Source organism: Methylomonas sp. DH-1, from assembly GCF_046097555.1.
GTDB lineage: Bacteria > Pseudomonadota > Gammaproteobacteria > Methylococcales > Methylomonadaceae > Methylomonas > Methylomonas koyamae.
In genome coordinates this window covers 783,871-798,970 of sequence record NZ_CP143089.1, presented here as the reverse complement: position 1 = coordinate 798,970, position 15,100 = coordinate 783,871, and the positions used below count along the sequence as shown (strand labels likewise).

At 53.5% G+C, this 15,100-nt stretch carries 12 protein-coding genes, 2 tRNA genes and 2 rRNA genes; 3 read left to right on the top strand and 13 right to left on the bottom strand.

Translation table 11 applies throughout. From position 1 onward, the window contains the following. Positions 1-194: 194 nt before the first annotated feature. From VXJ35_RS03770 to tyrS, 5 genes are all read right to left on the bottom strand, one after another. A 23S ribosomal RNA gene (locus VXJ35_RS03770) occupies positions 195-3,088 on the bottom strand. 341 nt (positions 3,089-3,429) lie between these two features. After that, positions 3,430-3,505: transfer RNA gene (locus tag VXJ35_RS03765), tRNA-Ala, on the bottom strand. 110 nt (positions 3,506-3,615) lie between these two features. Next, a tRNA-Ile gene (locus VXJ35_RS03760) sits at positions 3,616-3,692 on the bottom strand. 60 nt (positions 3,693-3,752) lie between these two features. Next, positions 3,753-5,288: ribosomal RNA gene (locus VXJ35_RS03755) — 16S ribosomal RNA — on the bottom strand. Together the 16S and 23S rRNA genes with 2 tRNA genes alongside form the textbook arrangement of a ribosomal RNA operon. A 415-nt stretch (positions 5,289-5,703) precedes the next feature. After that, on the bottom strand, positions 5,704-6,894 hold the full coding sequence (tyrS, locus tag VXJ35_RS03750) for a tyrosine--tRNA ligase (protein ID WP_064023357.1): 1,191 nt from the start codon (positions 6,892-6,894) through the stop codon (positions 5,704-5,706). Between the two features lie 148 nt (positions 6,895-7,042). Here tyrS and VXJ35_RS03745 point away from each other — a divergent pair, with 148 nt between their 5' ends. Together VXJ35_RS03745 and VXJ35_RS03740 are read left to right on the top strand one after the other, a co-directional pair. Continuing rightward, positions 7,043-8,338 (top strand): peptidoglycan DD-metalloendopeptidase family protein, encoded by a 1,296-nt coding sequence (locus VXJ35_RS03745; RefSeq protein WP_064020542.1) that lies wholly within the window; start codon positions 7,043-7,045, stop codon positions 8,336-8,338. A 4-nt stretch (positions 8,339-8,342) separates the two neighbouring features. Beyond that, on the top strand, positions 8,343-9,458 hold the full coding sequence (locus VXJ35_RS03740; RefSeq protein WP_064020541.1) for an anhydro-N-acetylmuramic acid kinase: 1,116 nt from the start codon (positions 8,343-8,345) through the stop codon (positions 9,456-9,458). Here the strand turns inward: VXJ35_RS03740 and erpA are convergent. Beyond that, on the bottom strand, positions 9,450-9,782 hold the full coding sequence (gene erpA, locus VXJ35_RS03735; protein ID WP_064020540.1) for an iron-sulfur cluster insertion protein ErpA: 333 nt from the start codon (positions 9,780-9,782) through the stop codon (positions 9,450-9,452). The genes VXJ35_RS03740 and erpA overlap by 9 nt on opposite strands. Positions 9,783-9,946: 164 nt before the next feature. Between erpA and VXJ35_RS03730 the strand changes: the two genes are divergently transcribed. After that, the gene (locus tag VXJ35_RS03730; protein WP_064020539.1) at positions 9,947-10,432 is read left to right on the top strand and encodes a histidine phosphatase family protein; all 486 of its coding nucleotides are present in this window, start codon (positions 9,947-9,949) and stop codon (positions 10,430-10,432) included. A 34-nt stretch (positions 10,433-10,466) separates the two neighbouring features. On the opposite strand, the gene nirJ is transcribed toward VXJ35_RS03730, so the two are convergent. The 7 genes from nirJ to VXJ35_RS03695 form a co-directional block, all read right to left on the bottom strand. After that, complete coding sequence (nirJ, locus tag VXJ35_RS03725) at positions 10,467-11,606, bottom strand: heme d1 biosynthesis radical SAM protein NirJ (RefSeq protein WP_064020538.1); 1,140 nt, start codon at positions 11,604-11,606, stop codon at positions 10,467-10,469. A gap of 2 nt (positions 11,607-11,608) precedes the next feature. Beyond that, positions 11,609-12,088, bottom strand: coding sequence for an AsnC family transcriptional regulator (locus VXJ35_RS03720; protein ID WP_064020537.1), 480 nt, complete (start codon positions 12,086-12,088; stop codon positions 11,609-11,611). After that, entirely contained in the window at positions 12,088-12,531 is a 444-nt protein-coding gene (locus tag VXJ35_RS03715) for an Lrp/AsnC family transcriptional regulator (protein ID WP_064020536.1), read from the bottom strand. Before VXJ35_RS03715 ends, VXJ35_RS03720 begins: the two co-directional genes overlap by 1 nt. Before the next feature lie 5 nt (positions 12,532-12,536). After that, positions 12,537-13,079 carry an AsnC family transcriptional regulator gene (locus tag VXJ35_RS03710; protein ID WP_082880788.1) on the bottom strand — a complete coding sequence of 181 codons (543 nt, stop codon included), beginning with the start codon at positions 13,077-13,079 and terminating at the stop codon, positions 12,537-12,539. Next, positions 13,072-13,536: an Lrp/AsnC family transcriptional regulator gene (locus VXJ35_RS03705; RefSeq protein WP_064020535.1), complete on the bottom strand. Its 465-nt coding sequence runs from the start codon at positions 13,534-13,536 to the stop codon at positions 13,072-13,074. The genes VXJ35_RS03710 and VXJ35_RS03705 overlap by 8 nt, the downstream gene beginning before the upstream one ends. Positions 13,537-13,538: 2 nt before the next feature. Continuing rightward, entirely contained in the window at positions 13,539-14,711 is a 1,173-nt protein-coding gene (locus VXJ35_RS03700; RefSeq protein WP_064020534.1) for a cytochrome D1 domain-containing protein, read from the bottom strand. Positions 14,712-14,797: 86 nt separating this feature from the next. Next, positions 14,798-15,097 carry a cytochrome c gene (locus VXJ35_RS03695; RefSeq protein WP_064020533.1) on the bottom strand — a complete coding sequence of 100 codons (300 nt, stop codon included), beginning with the start codon at positions 15,095-15,097 and terminating at the stop codon, positions 14,798-14,800. Between the last annotated feature and the right edge of the window lie 3 nt (positions 15,098-15,100).

The window sequence follows — 15,100 nt, the reverse complement described above, 5'->3', positions numbered from 1 at the left end:
CAAACTGGTTTGGTTGGATTAAGCCAACCGTCATGCACAGGGATTAATCTAGTCTCTGCTAGACATTTCAAGTAGTTTGACACGTTGTGCCTTGTACTTTTCACCTGCTTTCATGGAAATCTGTATGAATTTGTATCGTTCTCAGGTTTGGCTCAGCGATTGTCATGTGACAACCCAAACGCATTGGGTGTTATATGGTCAAGCCTCACGGGCAATTAGTACACGTTAGCTACGCCCATTACTGGACTTCCACACCGTGCCTATCAACGTCGTCGTCTCCAACGGCCCTTCAGGGGACTTATAGTCCCAGTGAGATCTCATCTTGGGAGGGGCTTCCCGCTTAGATGCTTTCAGCGGTTATCCTGTCCGAACGTGGCTACCCGGCAATGCCATTGGCATGACAACCGGAACACCAGAGGTTCGTCCACTTCGGTCCTCTCGTACTAGAAGCAGCTTCCCTCAAATCTCAAACGCCCACGGCAGATAGGGACCGAACTGTCTCACGACGTTCTGAACCCAGCTCGCGTACCACTTTAAATGGCGAACAGCCATACCCTTGGGACCTGCTTCAGCCCCAGGATGTGATGAGCCGACATCGAGGTGCCAAACACCGCCGTCGATATGAACTCTTGGGCGGTATCAGCCTGTTATCCCCGGCGTACCTTTTATCCGTTGAGCGATGGCCCTTCCATACAGAACCACCGGATCACTAAGACCTACTTTCGTACCTGCTCGACTTGTCCGTCTCGCAGTCAAGCACCCTTATGCCTTTGCACTCATTGCCTGATTTCCGACCAGGCTGAGGGTACCTTCGTGCTCCTCCGTTACTCTTTGGGAGGAGACCGCCCCAGTCAAACTACCCACCAGACACTGTCCCTAATCCAGATAATGGATCGAGGTTAGAACTCCAAACATACCAGGGTGGTATTTCAAGGATGGCTCCACAAGAACTGGCGTTCCTGCTTCACAGCCTCCCACCTATCCTACACAAGTAGGTTCAAAGTCCAGTGTCAAGCTATAGTAAAGGTGCACGGGGTCTTTCCGTCTAGCCGCGGGTACACTGCATCTTCACAGCGATTTCAATTTCACTGAGTCCCAGGTGGAGACAGTGTGGCCATCGTTACGCCATTCGTGCAGGTCGGAACTTACCCGACAAGGAATTTCGCTACCTTAGGACCGTTATAGTTACGGCCGCCGTTTACTGGGGCTTCGATCAAGAGCTTCTCCGAAGATAACCCCATCAATTAACCTTCCAGCACCGGGCAGGCGTCACACCCTATACGTCCACTTTCGTGTTTGCAGAGTGCTATGTTTTTGCTAAACAGTCGCAGCCACCGATTTTTTGCAACCCCCTTCCGCTTCAGCCGCGAGGGCTTACACGTACCAAGGGCATACCTTCTCCCGAAGTTACGGTATCATTTTGCCTAGTTCCTTCACCTGGGTTCTCTCAAGCGCCTTAGAATTTTCATCCCACCCACCTGTGTCGGTTTAGGGTACGGCCACTATTAACCTGAAGCTTAGAGGTTTTTCTTGGAAGCAGGGCATCTATCACTTCGCGTTTCTTTCGAGACACTCGTCATCACATCTCAGCATAAAGCACCCCGGATTTGCCTAAGATGCCTGCCTACTTGCTTAAACGGCCACTTCCAACCGACCGCTGATATAGCCTTCTCCGTCACCCCATCGCAGTTAATACTGGTACAGGAATATTAACCTGTTTTCCATCGACTACGCTTTTCAGCCTCGCCTTAGGTGCCGACTAACCCTGCGTCGATTAACGTTGCGCAGGAAACCTTGGGTTTACGGCGAGGGGGTTTTTCACCCCCTTTATCGTTACTTATGTCAGCATTCGCACTTCCGATACCTCCAGCCGACTTCTCAATCGACCTTCGCAGGCGTACGGAACGCTCCTCTACCACTCACGCAAAGCGTGAATCCGTAGCTTCGGTACTATGCTTAGCCCCGGTGAATCTTCCGCGCAGACCGACTCGACCAGTGAGCTATTACGCTTTCTTTAAAGGGTGGCTGCTTCTAAGCCAACCTCCTGGCTGTCTGTGCCTTTCCACATCGTTTCCCACTGAGCATAGATTTGGGGACCTTAGCTGACGGTCTGGGCTGTTTCCCTTTTCACGACGGACCTTATCACCCGCCGTGTGTCTCCCGTGCTGACACTTGCTGGTATTCGGAGTTTGCATCGGGTTGGTAAGTCGGGATGACCCCCTAGCCGAAACAGTGCTCTACCCCCAGCAGTGATACACGAGGCGCTACCTAAATAGCTTTCGAGGAGAACCAGCTATCTCCGAGCTTGATTAGCCTTTCACTCCGATCCACAACTCATCCCCTACCTTTTCAACGGGAGTGGGTTCGGTCCTCCAGTCAGTATTACCTGACCTTCAACCTGGTCATGGATAGATCGCCCGGTTTCGGGTCTACACCTTGCGACTAAACGCCCTATTAAGACTCGGTTTCCCTACGCCTCCCCTATTCGGTTAAGCTTGCCACAAAATGTAAGTCGCTGACCCATTATACAAAAGGTACGCAGTCACCCCACGAAGGGGCTCCTACTGCTTGTACGCATACGGTTTCAGGTTCTATTTCACTCCGCTCTCCGCGGTTCTTTTCGCCTTTCCCTCACGGTACTGGTTCACTATCGGTCAGTAAGGAGTATTTAGCCTTGGAGGATGGTCCCCCCATATTCAGTCAACGTTTCACGTGCGCCGACCTACTCGATTTCATGCTGAAGACGTTTTCGTGTACGGGGCTATCACCCTGTATCGCCGGACTTTCCAGACCGTTCCACTAACGTCATCAACACTTAAGGGCTAGTCCCCGTTCGCTCGCCACTACTAAGGGAATCTCGGTTGATTTCTTTTCCTCCGGGTACTTAGATGTTTCAGTTCTCCGGGTTCGCTTCAGTGAGCTATGTATTCACTCAAAGATGACGAGGTTATCCTCGCCGGGTTTCCCCATTCAGACATCTCCGGATCACAGGCTGTTTGCCGCCTCCCCGAAGCTTTTCGCAGGCTACCACGTCTTTCATCGCCTCTTACTGCCTAGGCATCCACCGTATGCGCTTATTCACTTGACCATATAACCCGAATACGTCTGCTTTTACTCAGCTTTCGATTTTCATCTTAGGCTTTGTTAGGCTTACTATTTAAGTTATTTGTCAGCTGACATGTTCGCTGATGTTGCTTGAGAACGATTCGCGGTTTACTTTCGGCGCTTATCTTTCGATAATTGCCTTTCATAAACTGCAACTCGTTTCAGTTTTGATCGTTTCCGATCAAGACTTGGTTACAGATTTCCATATTGTTAAAGAGCGTATTGATCCGAGGACCAATTCTATAAAGTCTGTTGTCAAACGTTATAGAGCTGATCGCCTTCACGGCTACGGCAGACGCGGGCGCTTGGTTTGCTTATGGCTAGTGGTGGAGCCAGGGAGGATCGAACTCCCGACCTCCTGCGTGCAAGGCAGGCGCTCTCCCAGCTGAGCTATGGCCCCGAAACAGTCAAAAGACTAAAGCCGAAACCGTCAAGATCAACACAGGAGCAATCCGACGGCTGTCTTTTGCTTGTTCAGTTGCCTTGCTGCTTTCGTCTTGCTTTTCGCGTTGGTGGGTCTGGGAGGATTTGAACCTCCGACCTCACCCTTATCAGGGGTGCGCTCTAACCAACTGAGCTACAGACCCAGGTGCGTCTTTCAATCGAAATAATTTGTTGTGGATACGTGTAACGGCGTTCTGTCTTTGTAAGGAGGTGATCCAGCCCCAGGTTCCCCTAGGGCTACCTTGTTACGACTTCACCCCAGTCATGAATCACAAAGTGGTAAGCGCCCTCCCGAAGGTTAAACTACCTACTTCTTTTGCAACCCACTCCCATGGTGTGACGGGCGGTGTGTACAAGGCCCGGGAACGTATTCACCGCGGCATTCTGATCCGCGATTACTAGCGATTCCGACTTCATGCAGTCGAGTTGCAGACTGCAATCCGGACTGGGACCGGCTTTGTGGGATTTGCTTGACCTCACGGTTTCGCTGCCCTCTGTACCGGCCATTGTAGCACGTGTGTAGCCCTACCCATAAGGGCCATGATGACTTGACGTCGTCCCCACCTTCCTCCGGTTTATCACCGGCAGTCTCCCTAGAGTTCCCGACATTACTCGCTGGCAACTAAGGATAAGGGTTGCGCTCGTTACGGGACTTAACCCAACATTTCACAACACGAGCTGACGACAGCCATGCAGCACCTGTCTCTCGGTTCCCGAAGGCACCAAGTCATCTCTGACAAGTTCCGAGGATGTCAAGGGTAGGTAAGGTTCTTCGCGTTGCATCGAATTAAACCACATGCTCCACCGCTTGTGCGGGCCCCCGTCAATTCATTTGAGTTTTAGCCTTGCGGCCGTACTCCCCAGGCGGTCAACTTAATACGTTAGCTCCACTACTAAGTTCTTAAAGAACCCAACAGTTAGTTGACATCGTTTACGGCGTGGACTACCAGGGTATCTAATCCTGTTTGCTACCCACGCTTTCGTACCTCAGCGTCAGTTTGAGTCCAGGGAGCCGCCTTCGCCACTGGTGTTCCTTCAGATCTCTACGCATTTCACCGCTACACCTGAAATTCCACTCCCCTCTACTCAACTCTAGTTGCCCAGTATCAAATGCAGTTCCCAGGTTAAGCCCAGGGCTTTCACATCTGACTTAAACAACCGCCTACGCACGCTTTACGCCCAGTAATTCCGATTAACGCTTGCACCCTCCGTATTACCGCGGCTGCTGGCACGGAGTTAGCCGGTGCTTCTTGTATGGGTAATGTCAGTCTACCGGGTATTAACCGATAGGTGTTCCTTCCCATTGAAAGTGCTTTACAACCCTCAGGCCTTCTTCACACACGCGGCATTGCTGGATCAGGCTTTCGCCCATTGTCCAATATTCCCCACTGCTGCCTCCCGTAGGAGTCTGGGCCGTGTCTCAGTCCCAGTGTGGCTGATCATCCTCTCAGACCAGCTACGGATCGTCGCCTTGGTAGGCCTTTACCCCACCAACTAGCTAATCCGACATAGGCTCATCTATTAGCGCAAGGCCCGAAGGTCCCCTGCTTTCATCCGTAGATCGTATGCGGTATTAGCGTGAGTTTCCCCACGTTGTCCCCCACTAATAGGCAGATTCCTATGCATTACTCACCCGTCCGCCACTCATCAAAGGTGCAAGCACCTTATCAGCGTTCGACTTGCATGTGTTAAGCATACCGCCAGCGTTCAATCTGAGCCATGATCAAACTCTTCAGTTTAATTTTGGTTTGCCGCTAAGAAAGATTAGCGACCAATCTTGACTCGATTACAGAACGTAATTTATAAGCTTAAATTGACGTGGTCTGTATCGATAGTTTCTAACAGAAACGTATCGCTACACATACCCACACAAATTATTTCGATTCAGTTTGTTAAAGAGCCAGAACATTTCGCCCTGTTGAGCCGACATATTCTACAGCAATCAGAAATCATGTCAACCACTTTTTTTAACCGACTTTCAACTCTCAAAATCCAACCCAAGAACCGAAGCCAATCAAAACCAGCAAGTAACTTGCCGCTACCAAAAGCAACCAGCAAACCACTCGCCCTCACTACTCAAAGAATTTAAACTTCAAATCCCTAAACAGCTCAGCAGTGAAGAGCCGCTCATTGTATTCACTTCAAACCACACTGTCAACTACTAATCGTCACTCGCGCGACTTTTCTTTTACCAACCTGATAAATGTGGGTACTCCTAGTGATCACCCGCTTCGAATCCTCCAATTTTTCGCCATCGATTTTTACAGCGCCTTGTTTGATCAAACGTAAGGCTTCCGAAGTACTCGCCACTAAACCGGCATTTTTCAGTAGATTCGCAATAGGCAATCCCTCGGCACCGGCCTCCAACTGAATGTCATCCAAATCTTCAGGTATCGCCCCCCGTTGAAAACGCGCCTCGAAATTTTCCAATGCCGCTTTCGCCGCAGCCGCCCCATGGAACCGCTCGACGATTTCCTGCGCCAGCGCGACTTTGTAATTTCGCGGATTATCTCCATTCTGGCACGCTTGCCGCCAACGCTCGATTTCGAGCATCGGCCGAAAACTCAACAATTTGAAATAACGCCACATCAACTCATCGGATATCGACATGATCTTGCCGAACATATCGTCCGGTACATCAGCAATACCTATATAGTTATTTAAAGACTTGGACATCTTCTGCACCCCGTCCAGACCTTCCAAAATAGGCATGGTTAGAACTATTTGCGGCTTTTGGCCGTAAATCTCCTGCAATTGGCGCCCAACCAACAAATTGAACTTTTGATCGGTCCCACCCAGCTCGACGTCCGCTTTCATTACTACCGAGTCGTAACCCTGGATCAGCGGATATAAAAATTCATGGATCGCAATCGGCTGTCCGCTTTTGTAACGCTTGCTGAAATCATCCCGCTCCAGCATTCGGGCCACGGTATGTTTGGCAGCCAACTGAATCAATTCCGCACTGGTCATTGCCCCCATCCAGGCCGAATTGAATTTCACCTCGGTTTTTTCCGGATCCAGGATTTTGAACACTTGGGCTTGGTAAGTCTTGGCGTTCTCCAACACCTCCTCTCTACTCAACGGCTTCCGCGTGACATTTTTACCCGTCGGATCGCCAATCATGGCCGTGAAGTCGCCGATCAAAAATTGAACGTTGTGGCCGGCGTCCTGAAACTGCTTCAGCTTATTGATCAGTACGGTGTGCCCCAAATGCAAATCCGGAGCGGTCGGATCGAATCCGGCCTTGATCGTCAACGGACGACTTTCCTCCAGCTTCTTGACAAAATCGGATTCCAATAAGATTTCTTCAGCCCCGTAACGCAGCTGAGCCAAGGTTTCTTGCAACAAAACACTCTCCTAATAGCCTTCGTTTTTAGGGCGCGCATTATAAGGGATGCAACTGTACCGAAGGATAAAAAATCCCCTTTTGTTAGCCATGAACAATAAAATTGCCTACAATTGGGCGTTCGACAAACAATGAAAAGTGATTGCTGTGAAGAACAGAATACTCAAGTCGGCGCTGTTAGGCGCTTGTACCGTTGTTGCCGCAAGTGCAAGTTACGGATTGATCCCGCACAAAGGTTTGGAAGACGCCAAAATTCTGGAACAAGACAAACTGATCTCTTCCAGACTCGATCGATACACCAATTACAGTCAAACCAAACCCAAAATCCAACACCTCGACGTCACCGAGGAGTTGGAACACACCGTCAAATCCGGCGAAAACCTTTCCAGCATTTTCTCGGACTTAAACCTGAGCCGCGAAGACCTGCATAAAATTGTCCATGCCAACGCCACCGGCAAGCAATTTGCCGCAGTCGAGCCAGGACAAGACGTCGTTGCCACGCTTAACTCGTCTGGCGAACTGGAACGGTTGACCTACGCCAAAAACCCATTCGAAACGCTGATTGCCACGCGCCACGACGACGGATTCGATGTCGAACTGCTCAGCAAGAAAGTCGACTACCAAGTCGCCAGCGCCAAAGCCACCATCCACTCCTCGTTGTTCGAAGACGGCACCCAAGCCGGACTACCGGAGAAGATCATCCTTAAACTGGCCGACATCTTTGCCTGGGACATCGATTTTGCATTGAATTTGCGCGACGGCGACGAGTTCACCGTGGTTTACGAAAAGCTATTCGTGGAAGGGCGCGAATTCGACACCGGCGACATCCTCTCGGTGGAATTCGTCAACCAAGGCAAGACTTATACCGCGGTACGCTTCGAAGACAACCAAGGCAATACCGGCTATTACACGCCGGACGGCAACGGCTTGCGCAAAGCCTTCCTGCAAACGCCGATGGACTTCGCCAAAATCAGCTCGCACTTCAACCTACACCGCAAACACCCGATATTGAACACAATTCGTGCCCATAAGGGCGTGGATTACTCCGCCGCCATCGGCACGCCGGTCAAAACCACCGGTGACGGCAAAATCGTGTTCCGCGGCATCCGAAACGGCTACGGTAATGTAGTGGAAATCGAACACGGCCAAAAATATTCGACGCTCTATGCCCATCTGTCGGGTTTCAAATCCGGCCAGAAAGTGGGCAGCAGCATCAAACAAGGCGACGTGATCGGTTACGTCGGCAAAACCGGCTTAGCCACCGGCCCGCATTTACATTATGAATTCCGTATCGGCGGCCAACACGTCAATCCGGTCACGGTGAAATTGCCTCATTCGATGCCGATGGATAAAGCTTTGCTGGCCAAATTCAAGGCTCAGACCCAACCGCTGGTCGCGCAACTGAGGCAAGCCAGAGGCGACGCGCAGGTGGCGCAAAACTAAAGAAATGGCCGAACTTTATATCGGCTTGATGTCCGGCACCAGCATTGATGGCATCGATGCTGGCCTGGTCGATTTCTCCGACCACAAAATTACCTTGGTCGAATTCCATTACCAAGCCTTTCCCAGCGAACTACGCCAATCCATCCAGACCGTAAGCCAAGCCAATCAGGCAGTGCTATTGCAAGATTACGGCACTTTGGATAGCCGAATCGGCCGTTTATTCGGCGAAACCGTAAACGCACTGTTAGCAAAAGCCGGAATACCGGCCAGTGCCGTCACCGCAATCGGTAGCCACGGCCAAACCGTTTACCACGCCCCGGCCGGCATCGACGGCTTCACACTACAAATCGGCGATCCGAACCGCATTGCCGAAATAACCGGCATTACCACGGTTGCCGACTTTCGCCGCCGCGACATCGCCGCCGGCGGTCAGGGCGCACCGCTGGTGCCCGCGTTCCACCAAGCGGTATTCAGCGATTCGAGCCAGGTCAGAACCGTGGTCAACATCGGCGGTATCGCCAATATCACGGTGCTCGACGACAAGCCGGCTATCGGTTTCGACACCGGCCCCGGCAATGGATTGCTCGACTATTGGTATCAACAACACCATTCGGGCGTGTTCGATCCTGGTGGCGACTGGGCGGCCAGCGGACGAACCAATCAAGAGCTGTTAACTAAATTGAAAGACGATCCGTATTTCCGCTTAGCGCCACCGAAAAGCACCGGCAAAGAGTATTTTTCTGCCGCCTGGCTGCAACAGAAAATCGAAGCATTCGGCGAATTACCGGCACAAGACGTTCAAGCGACGCTGTGCCAATTCAGCGCGGACACCATCTCAGCAGCCATTCGCCAGCACGCTCCCGAAACTAATCAAGTGTTCATTTGCGGCGGAGGGGCCCATAACCGGCATTTATTGCGCTTGTTGGCGGAAAACATGCGGCTTCCGGTCGCATCGACGGCAACCATCGGCATCGATCCGGATCACGTCGAAGCGATTGCGTTTGCTTGGCTGGCCCGGCAAACCCTGAACGGCTTGCCGGGTAACCTTTGTAGCGTCACCGGCGCCAAAGCGCCCGTGATTTTAGGAGGAATTTACCCGGGCGGGCCAGGATTAAGCTGAAAACGACGAGCCGCAACCGCAAGTGGTCGTGGCGTTGGGATTGCGAATCACGAACTGCGCCCCCGACAAATCTTCCTTGTAGTCTATTTCCGCGCCGTTCAGGTACTGAATGCTCATCGAATCGATCAACACGGTGACTCCGCCGTTGACGATTTGCGTATCGTCCTCGTTCACTTCTTCGTCGAAAGTAAAGCCGTACTGGAAGCCGGAACAGCCGCCGCCACTGATATAAACCCGCAGTTTAAGATTGTCGTTACCCTCTTCTTGAATCAAACCCGCGACTTTTTGCGCAGCGCTATCGGTAAATACAATTGGATCTGCCATATAAAACTCTTAAGCAATTGAATGGGTAGGGAATTATGACTATCCCCAGTATTTTGGTCAACAATTATTGTACCGCTGGAAATCAGCTAAACGCTTTAATCCACCGCCAACGCAAATCGCAGTAAAATCGGACACCGTTTCCGGAGCAACCGAGGGCTTTACTAATGCTGATCACGTTTCTGAGACACGCCACCGCGCAAGAACACAGCCTGGCAAAAGCCGATACAGACCGGGCGCTTACCGACAAAGGGATTAAACAGGTCAAACGGCTGGCCGCCTTCTGCGAAAGAAACCAACTTATCCCCGGAAACCTGTTTTGCAGCCCGGTGTTGCGCGCCCAACAAACGGCCGATCTACTCCACGCCTATTTACCCGGCTGCCCCGCTGCGCAGAGTACCGATTGGCTGGCGATCGGCGCAGCCCCGCATCAAATTCGGGAACAATTGAACTTGCTGGCAAACCACGGCGGAGAGGACATATGGTTAGTCGGCCACGAACCGGATTTTTCGGAGTGCATCGCCCAATTGCTGAATACGTCGGCCGATGTGCTATGCATCAAAAAAGCCTCTTTGACCCGCCTCGAAGTCGATTTCGATTCGCCGCATTCGGCGACGCTGTTGTGGAGCCTGCCGTGCGCATTAATGCGTTAAACGCACCGGCAGCAGCAGGATTTAGCTGCGCCTCTTAGCCGGCAATTTCCTCGTCAACCAAATAGCAACCCGGATCTTCCGCCCAAAAATCGCCAGTCAATTGCTGCGCCCGGACCCGGGTGTTGCCATTGCAGATAGACTGATAGCCGCAACTACCGCAACGCCCCTGCAACGGCCGCGGCGAAGCTTTCAGGCCGGCCATCAACGGGTCCGAGGTATCCTGCCAAATCTCGGAGAACGGCCGCTTCCGCACGTTACCCAAGCCGTAATGCCACCAGAAGGTATCGGGATGGACATTGCCCAAGTTATCGATATTGGCCACATTGACACCGGAGGCATTGCCGCCCCATTGCTGCAGTTTGGCCCGGATATGTTCGGCCCGCTCCGGAAAACGCCGCTTGACCCAGTGCAGGAAATACACGGCATCGGCATCGTTATTGCCGGTGACGACCTCCCGATGCAGACCTTGCTGTTCCCAGCTCAGCGATTTCTCGAACAAGGCATCCATCACGTTGCGGGTCAATTGAAACTCCGCGTCATCCTTACGGTTCTTGTTACCGCGACCGCCGTAATTCAGATGCGACAAATAAAACTTGTCGATATCCTCGTCATCCATCAACTGCAACAATGCGCCGAAATCGTGGGCGTTATCTTGCGTCAACGTAAAACGCACTCCGGCCTTGATGCCGTGGTCGCGGCATAGACGGATGCCGGCCAGCGAGGCATCGAAAGAGCCTTGTTTCTGCCTAAATTTATCGTGCGCCTCGCGCATGCCGTCCAGGCTGACACCGATGTATTGGTAATCGATAGCTGCAATTTGCTCGATGTTGCTGGCGTTGATCAATGTGCCGTTGCTGGACAATGCTACGTAAAACCCCATATCGCGAGCGCGTTGCGATATCGCAAAAATATCGGGATGCAGCAACGGTTCGCCGCCGGACAGAATTAACACCGGCACCTTGAACGCTTTCAAGTCGTCTATTACTGCGTAGATTTCCGGTGTCGTCAGTTCGCCGGGGAAATCGATATCGGCGGAAGTGGTATAGCAATGCTTGCAGGTCAGATTGCAACGCCGGATCAGATTCCAGATCACGACCGGCCCGGACGGTTTGCGCGCCGGCTGCAACGGCGTCGGCGCCAGCACTTCGCGCATGTATTGGCTGAGACGGAACATGGTTATCCCCCGATGCGCAGGCCGGTCTTTTTCAGAATTTTAGTGCTGTAAAGCACTTCATGGCTGCGGGCCCGCTCGCCCAATAAATCGGCGATGGCCGCCACCTGCCGCTCGGCGTCTTGTTCGGTCTTGCCATGCACCATCGCGAACAGATTGTAGGGCCAGTCCGGCAAATGCCGCGGCCGTTGGTAACAATGGCTGACGAATGGCAATTCGGCCACTTTCGGCCCCAGACTGTCGACGTAGCGATCGGCAACATCCCAAACCGTCATGCCGTTGTAACGGTAGCCCAGTTTGTAGTGGTTGGGCACCGCGGCGATGCGGCGGATGATCCCGTCTCGCTGCATCCGTGCCAGCCGCTGCATAACATCTTCGACAGGTAAGCCCAACTCCTCGGCGACCGCCTGATAGGGCTGCGCCACCAACGGCAAACCGGCCTGGGTAGCTTGGATAATTTGGCGGTCGACCGCATCAATATTCATCACGCTTCCAATTGCAAGCCGACATAGTATTCGCTGATTTTCGGCATATTGTAGACGGCCAAACCGGTCGCGTCCTCAATCCGGCCGATTACGGCAAATACCTGTTCCGGCTTCTCGGTGGCCAATACAAACCACATATTCAAAACATGGTTACGCGCATAGTTGTGAGCGACTTCCGGAAAGGCGTTGACGATTTCCGCCACTTCGTCGAACCGATCGTCAGGCACTTTCAACGCTGCCAGCGTCAGTGCCCCACCCATTTGTTCGGCATGGTACATCGGCCCGAAACGCGACAGCACGCCTTCGGCCAGCATGGTTTGCAACCGGGCCAACAATTCGGATTCGGCTATACCCAGCTCTTCGGCGACGTAACGAAAAGGCGAGTCGCAGATGGGGAAGCCTTGCTGCAGCCGGTTAACAATGGCTTTATCGGAGGGATCCATAGCGGTCAGCTCGAATGAATTTCGAATGTCGGCTGACCCTGTCCGCCGCCGGGCTGCACCGGTAAAGCGGCACGCAGCGAATACAACGCGCCGCGTTGCTTGAAGCAGCGCCGGCTGAACAATACTTCGTAGGCATACCCGGTCAGCGCGCAACCATGGCGCAACTCAGCCCACTGTTCCAATACCACTTCGCGGCTTTTACCGTGAATCATGCAGTACAGGTTGTACGGCCAGACCTCGCCCTGGCGCGGGCGTTGATAACACAAATTGACGCAAGCCTGCTGGCTGAGCAAGGCGCCGACATCGCTAACCCGTTCGTCCGGCACGTCCATCACGATCATCGCGTTGGCGCGATAGCCGAGTTGGCGATGCTTGACCACCACCCCCCAGCGCTTGATCAGACCCTGCGCCCGCAACCGGGCCAGACGCTCGATAACTTCCTGTTCGGTCAGCCCCAAACGTTCGCCGATCACGGCATAGGGCCGCGCCGCGATCGGTAGCCCGGCCTGCACTGCGTTAATCAAATGCTGGTCGGCGGTCTCAATCATGTAGATTCATCTCGAAGCCCAGGTTGATGAAGTAATCCGCCAGCATCGGCAATGTCATCGCCGGATAACCGCTGCGAGTTTCGATCTCGGCAATCACCGCGTTTAGCTGCGGTTCGTCGTCGGCGACCGCGACGAACCACAGATTGAACCGATTTTCCCGCTCATAGTTATGGTTGACTTCCGGATAGGCACTGACCAGTTCGGCGACACGCGCCAAATCGTGCTCCGGCACCGCCATCGCCACCAAAGCGCTACTGCCGATGCTGTTCGGCGCGATCACCGGGCCGATCCGGCTGATCATGCGTTGGGCGGATAACTCCTCGAAGGCATGCAACACTTCATCCTCGCTGACGCCGAGTTGCTCGGCGATATCGCGATACGGGGTCGGACTCAGCGGAAAGTCCTGCTGATAATCGTTCAACAAGTGTTTGTGCAAGGGTTGCAACTGCGCCAACATGGTTACCAACCTATCCGATTGGCACGGTCGGTAAAGAATATGCCGCTGGGCTTCTGCGCCGGCAGCCGCGAAATCTCAGCGAAAGTCTCGGTATCGTAAACGGCGACCCGGTCGTCGTCGCGTATCGCCAGCCATACCGCTTCGCCGCGTGGGCTGAATTCCATATGCAGCACGGCTTTTCCGGGTTGCAGAGTCTTGACGACATTCAAATCCTTGACATCGATAACCTGCAGCGTCTGGTTATCCGGAAAAGCGAAATTCACCCAAACTTGCCGGCCGTCGGGGCGGGCGCTGACGAACACCGGTTGGCCCGCCAGCGGAATCCGCTTCAGCAGAGACCAGTCGTGCTTGTCGACGACCAACACTTCGTGCCGACCGACCGCCGGTACGAACAGCCAGTCGCCAACCATGGTCCAGCCTTCCAGATGCGGCATTTTGTAGACCGGCAATTGCTCGTCGTCCTTACCGTAGTCGTCCAGAATATGCTGCACGCCTTGCTCCGGTTGCCACAAGTCCAGCAGCGCCAAGCCTTTTTCGCCAAACAAACCGGCGGCGTAATAATGGCCATCGGGACTCAACAATGCATCGTAAGGTTGCTTGCCGACGTCCTTGAATTTCTTGACGCCGGGTTGGCGCGGATTTTTGGCGTCGATCAGCCAGATTTCGTTGGCATCGAACAGGCTGCAGACAAAGCGCTGGCCCGGTGCATCGACCAAGCCGACGACTTTGGATAACTTGTTTTCGTCGCCGTATACCGCGGGAATCTCGGCCAAGGCTTCCAACGTCACCGCGTCGAACAGTTTGACGCCGCCCGGGGTGTAATTGGAAACGGCGATGACCTTGCCGTCTTGCGAAATCGCGCCGCCGATACTGTTACCGGCCTGCACGATCCGTTTGTCGATTTTGTCCTGCAGCAGATCGATTTTGGTCAGTCCGCCGTCACGGCCGAACACATAGGCGTAGCGTTGGTCGCGGGAGAATACTACCGAGGCGTGCGACAAATCGCCCAGACCTTCGATGCGGCTCAGCATGGCCGGCTTAGTAGTGTTGACGACTTGAATCGTACCCGCCTCACGCTCGATTACGACGCCCAAGTCCCCGGTAGCGCGCAAATCGGCGCATGCCGAGCCGGCGATTGCGAGCGTAGACAACAGTGCGGCAGCCAAAAGTTTCATGAAGACCCTGTTCCGAAATTTTTCCGTTCCAACAAATCCGCAAAAGGGCGGAGTCCGGTTGCGCAAAACCGAAAGCGATGCCGGCTTCAGCGTTGGCGCAGACGACCAACCATCCATCTGATCTCGGCATCGTTCAAAAACGGGCGCCAAGACGGCATTGCGGTGCCGGCCCGGCCGTTACGAATCGCATCGAACAACAACGCATCGTTTTTGCCGGCCAAGGCGTCCGGCATCAACGAAGGCCCCAATCCGCCTTTCGGCGGCAAACCGTGGCAGGAACCGCAGTCGTGCTTCAGCATATTCTCCAGTTCCTGCTGGCGAGCAGCACCCGGCTCGTCGGCGCAGACGCCGAAACAAAACACGCCGAGTACCCAGGCGAGCCGCATCGC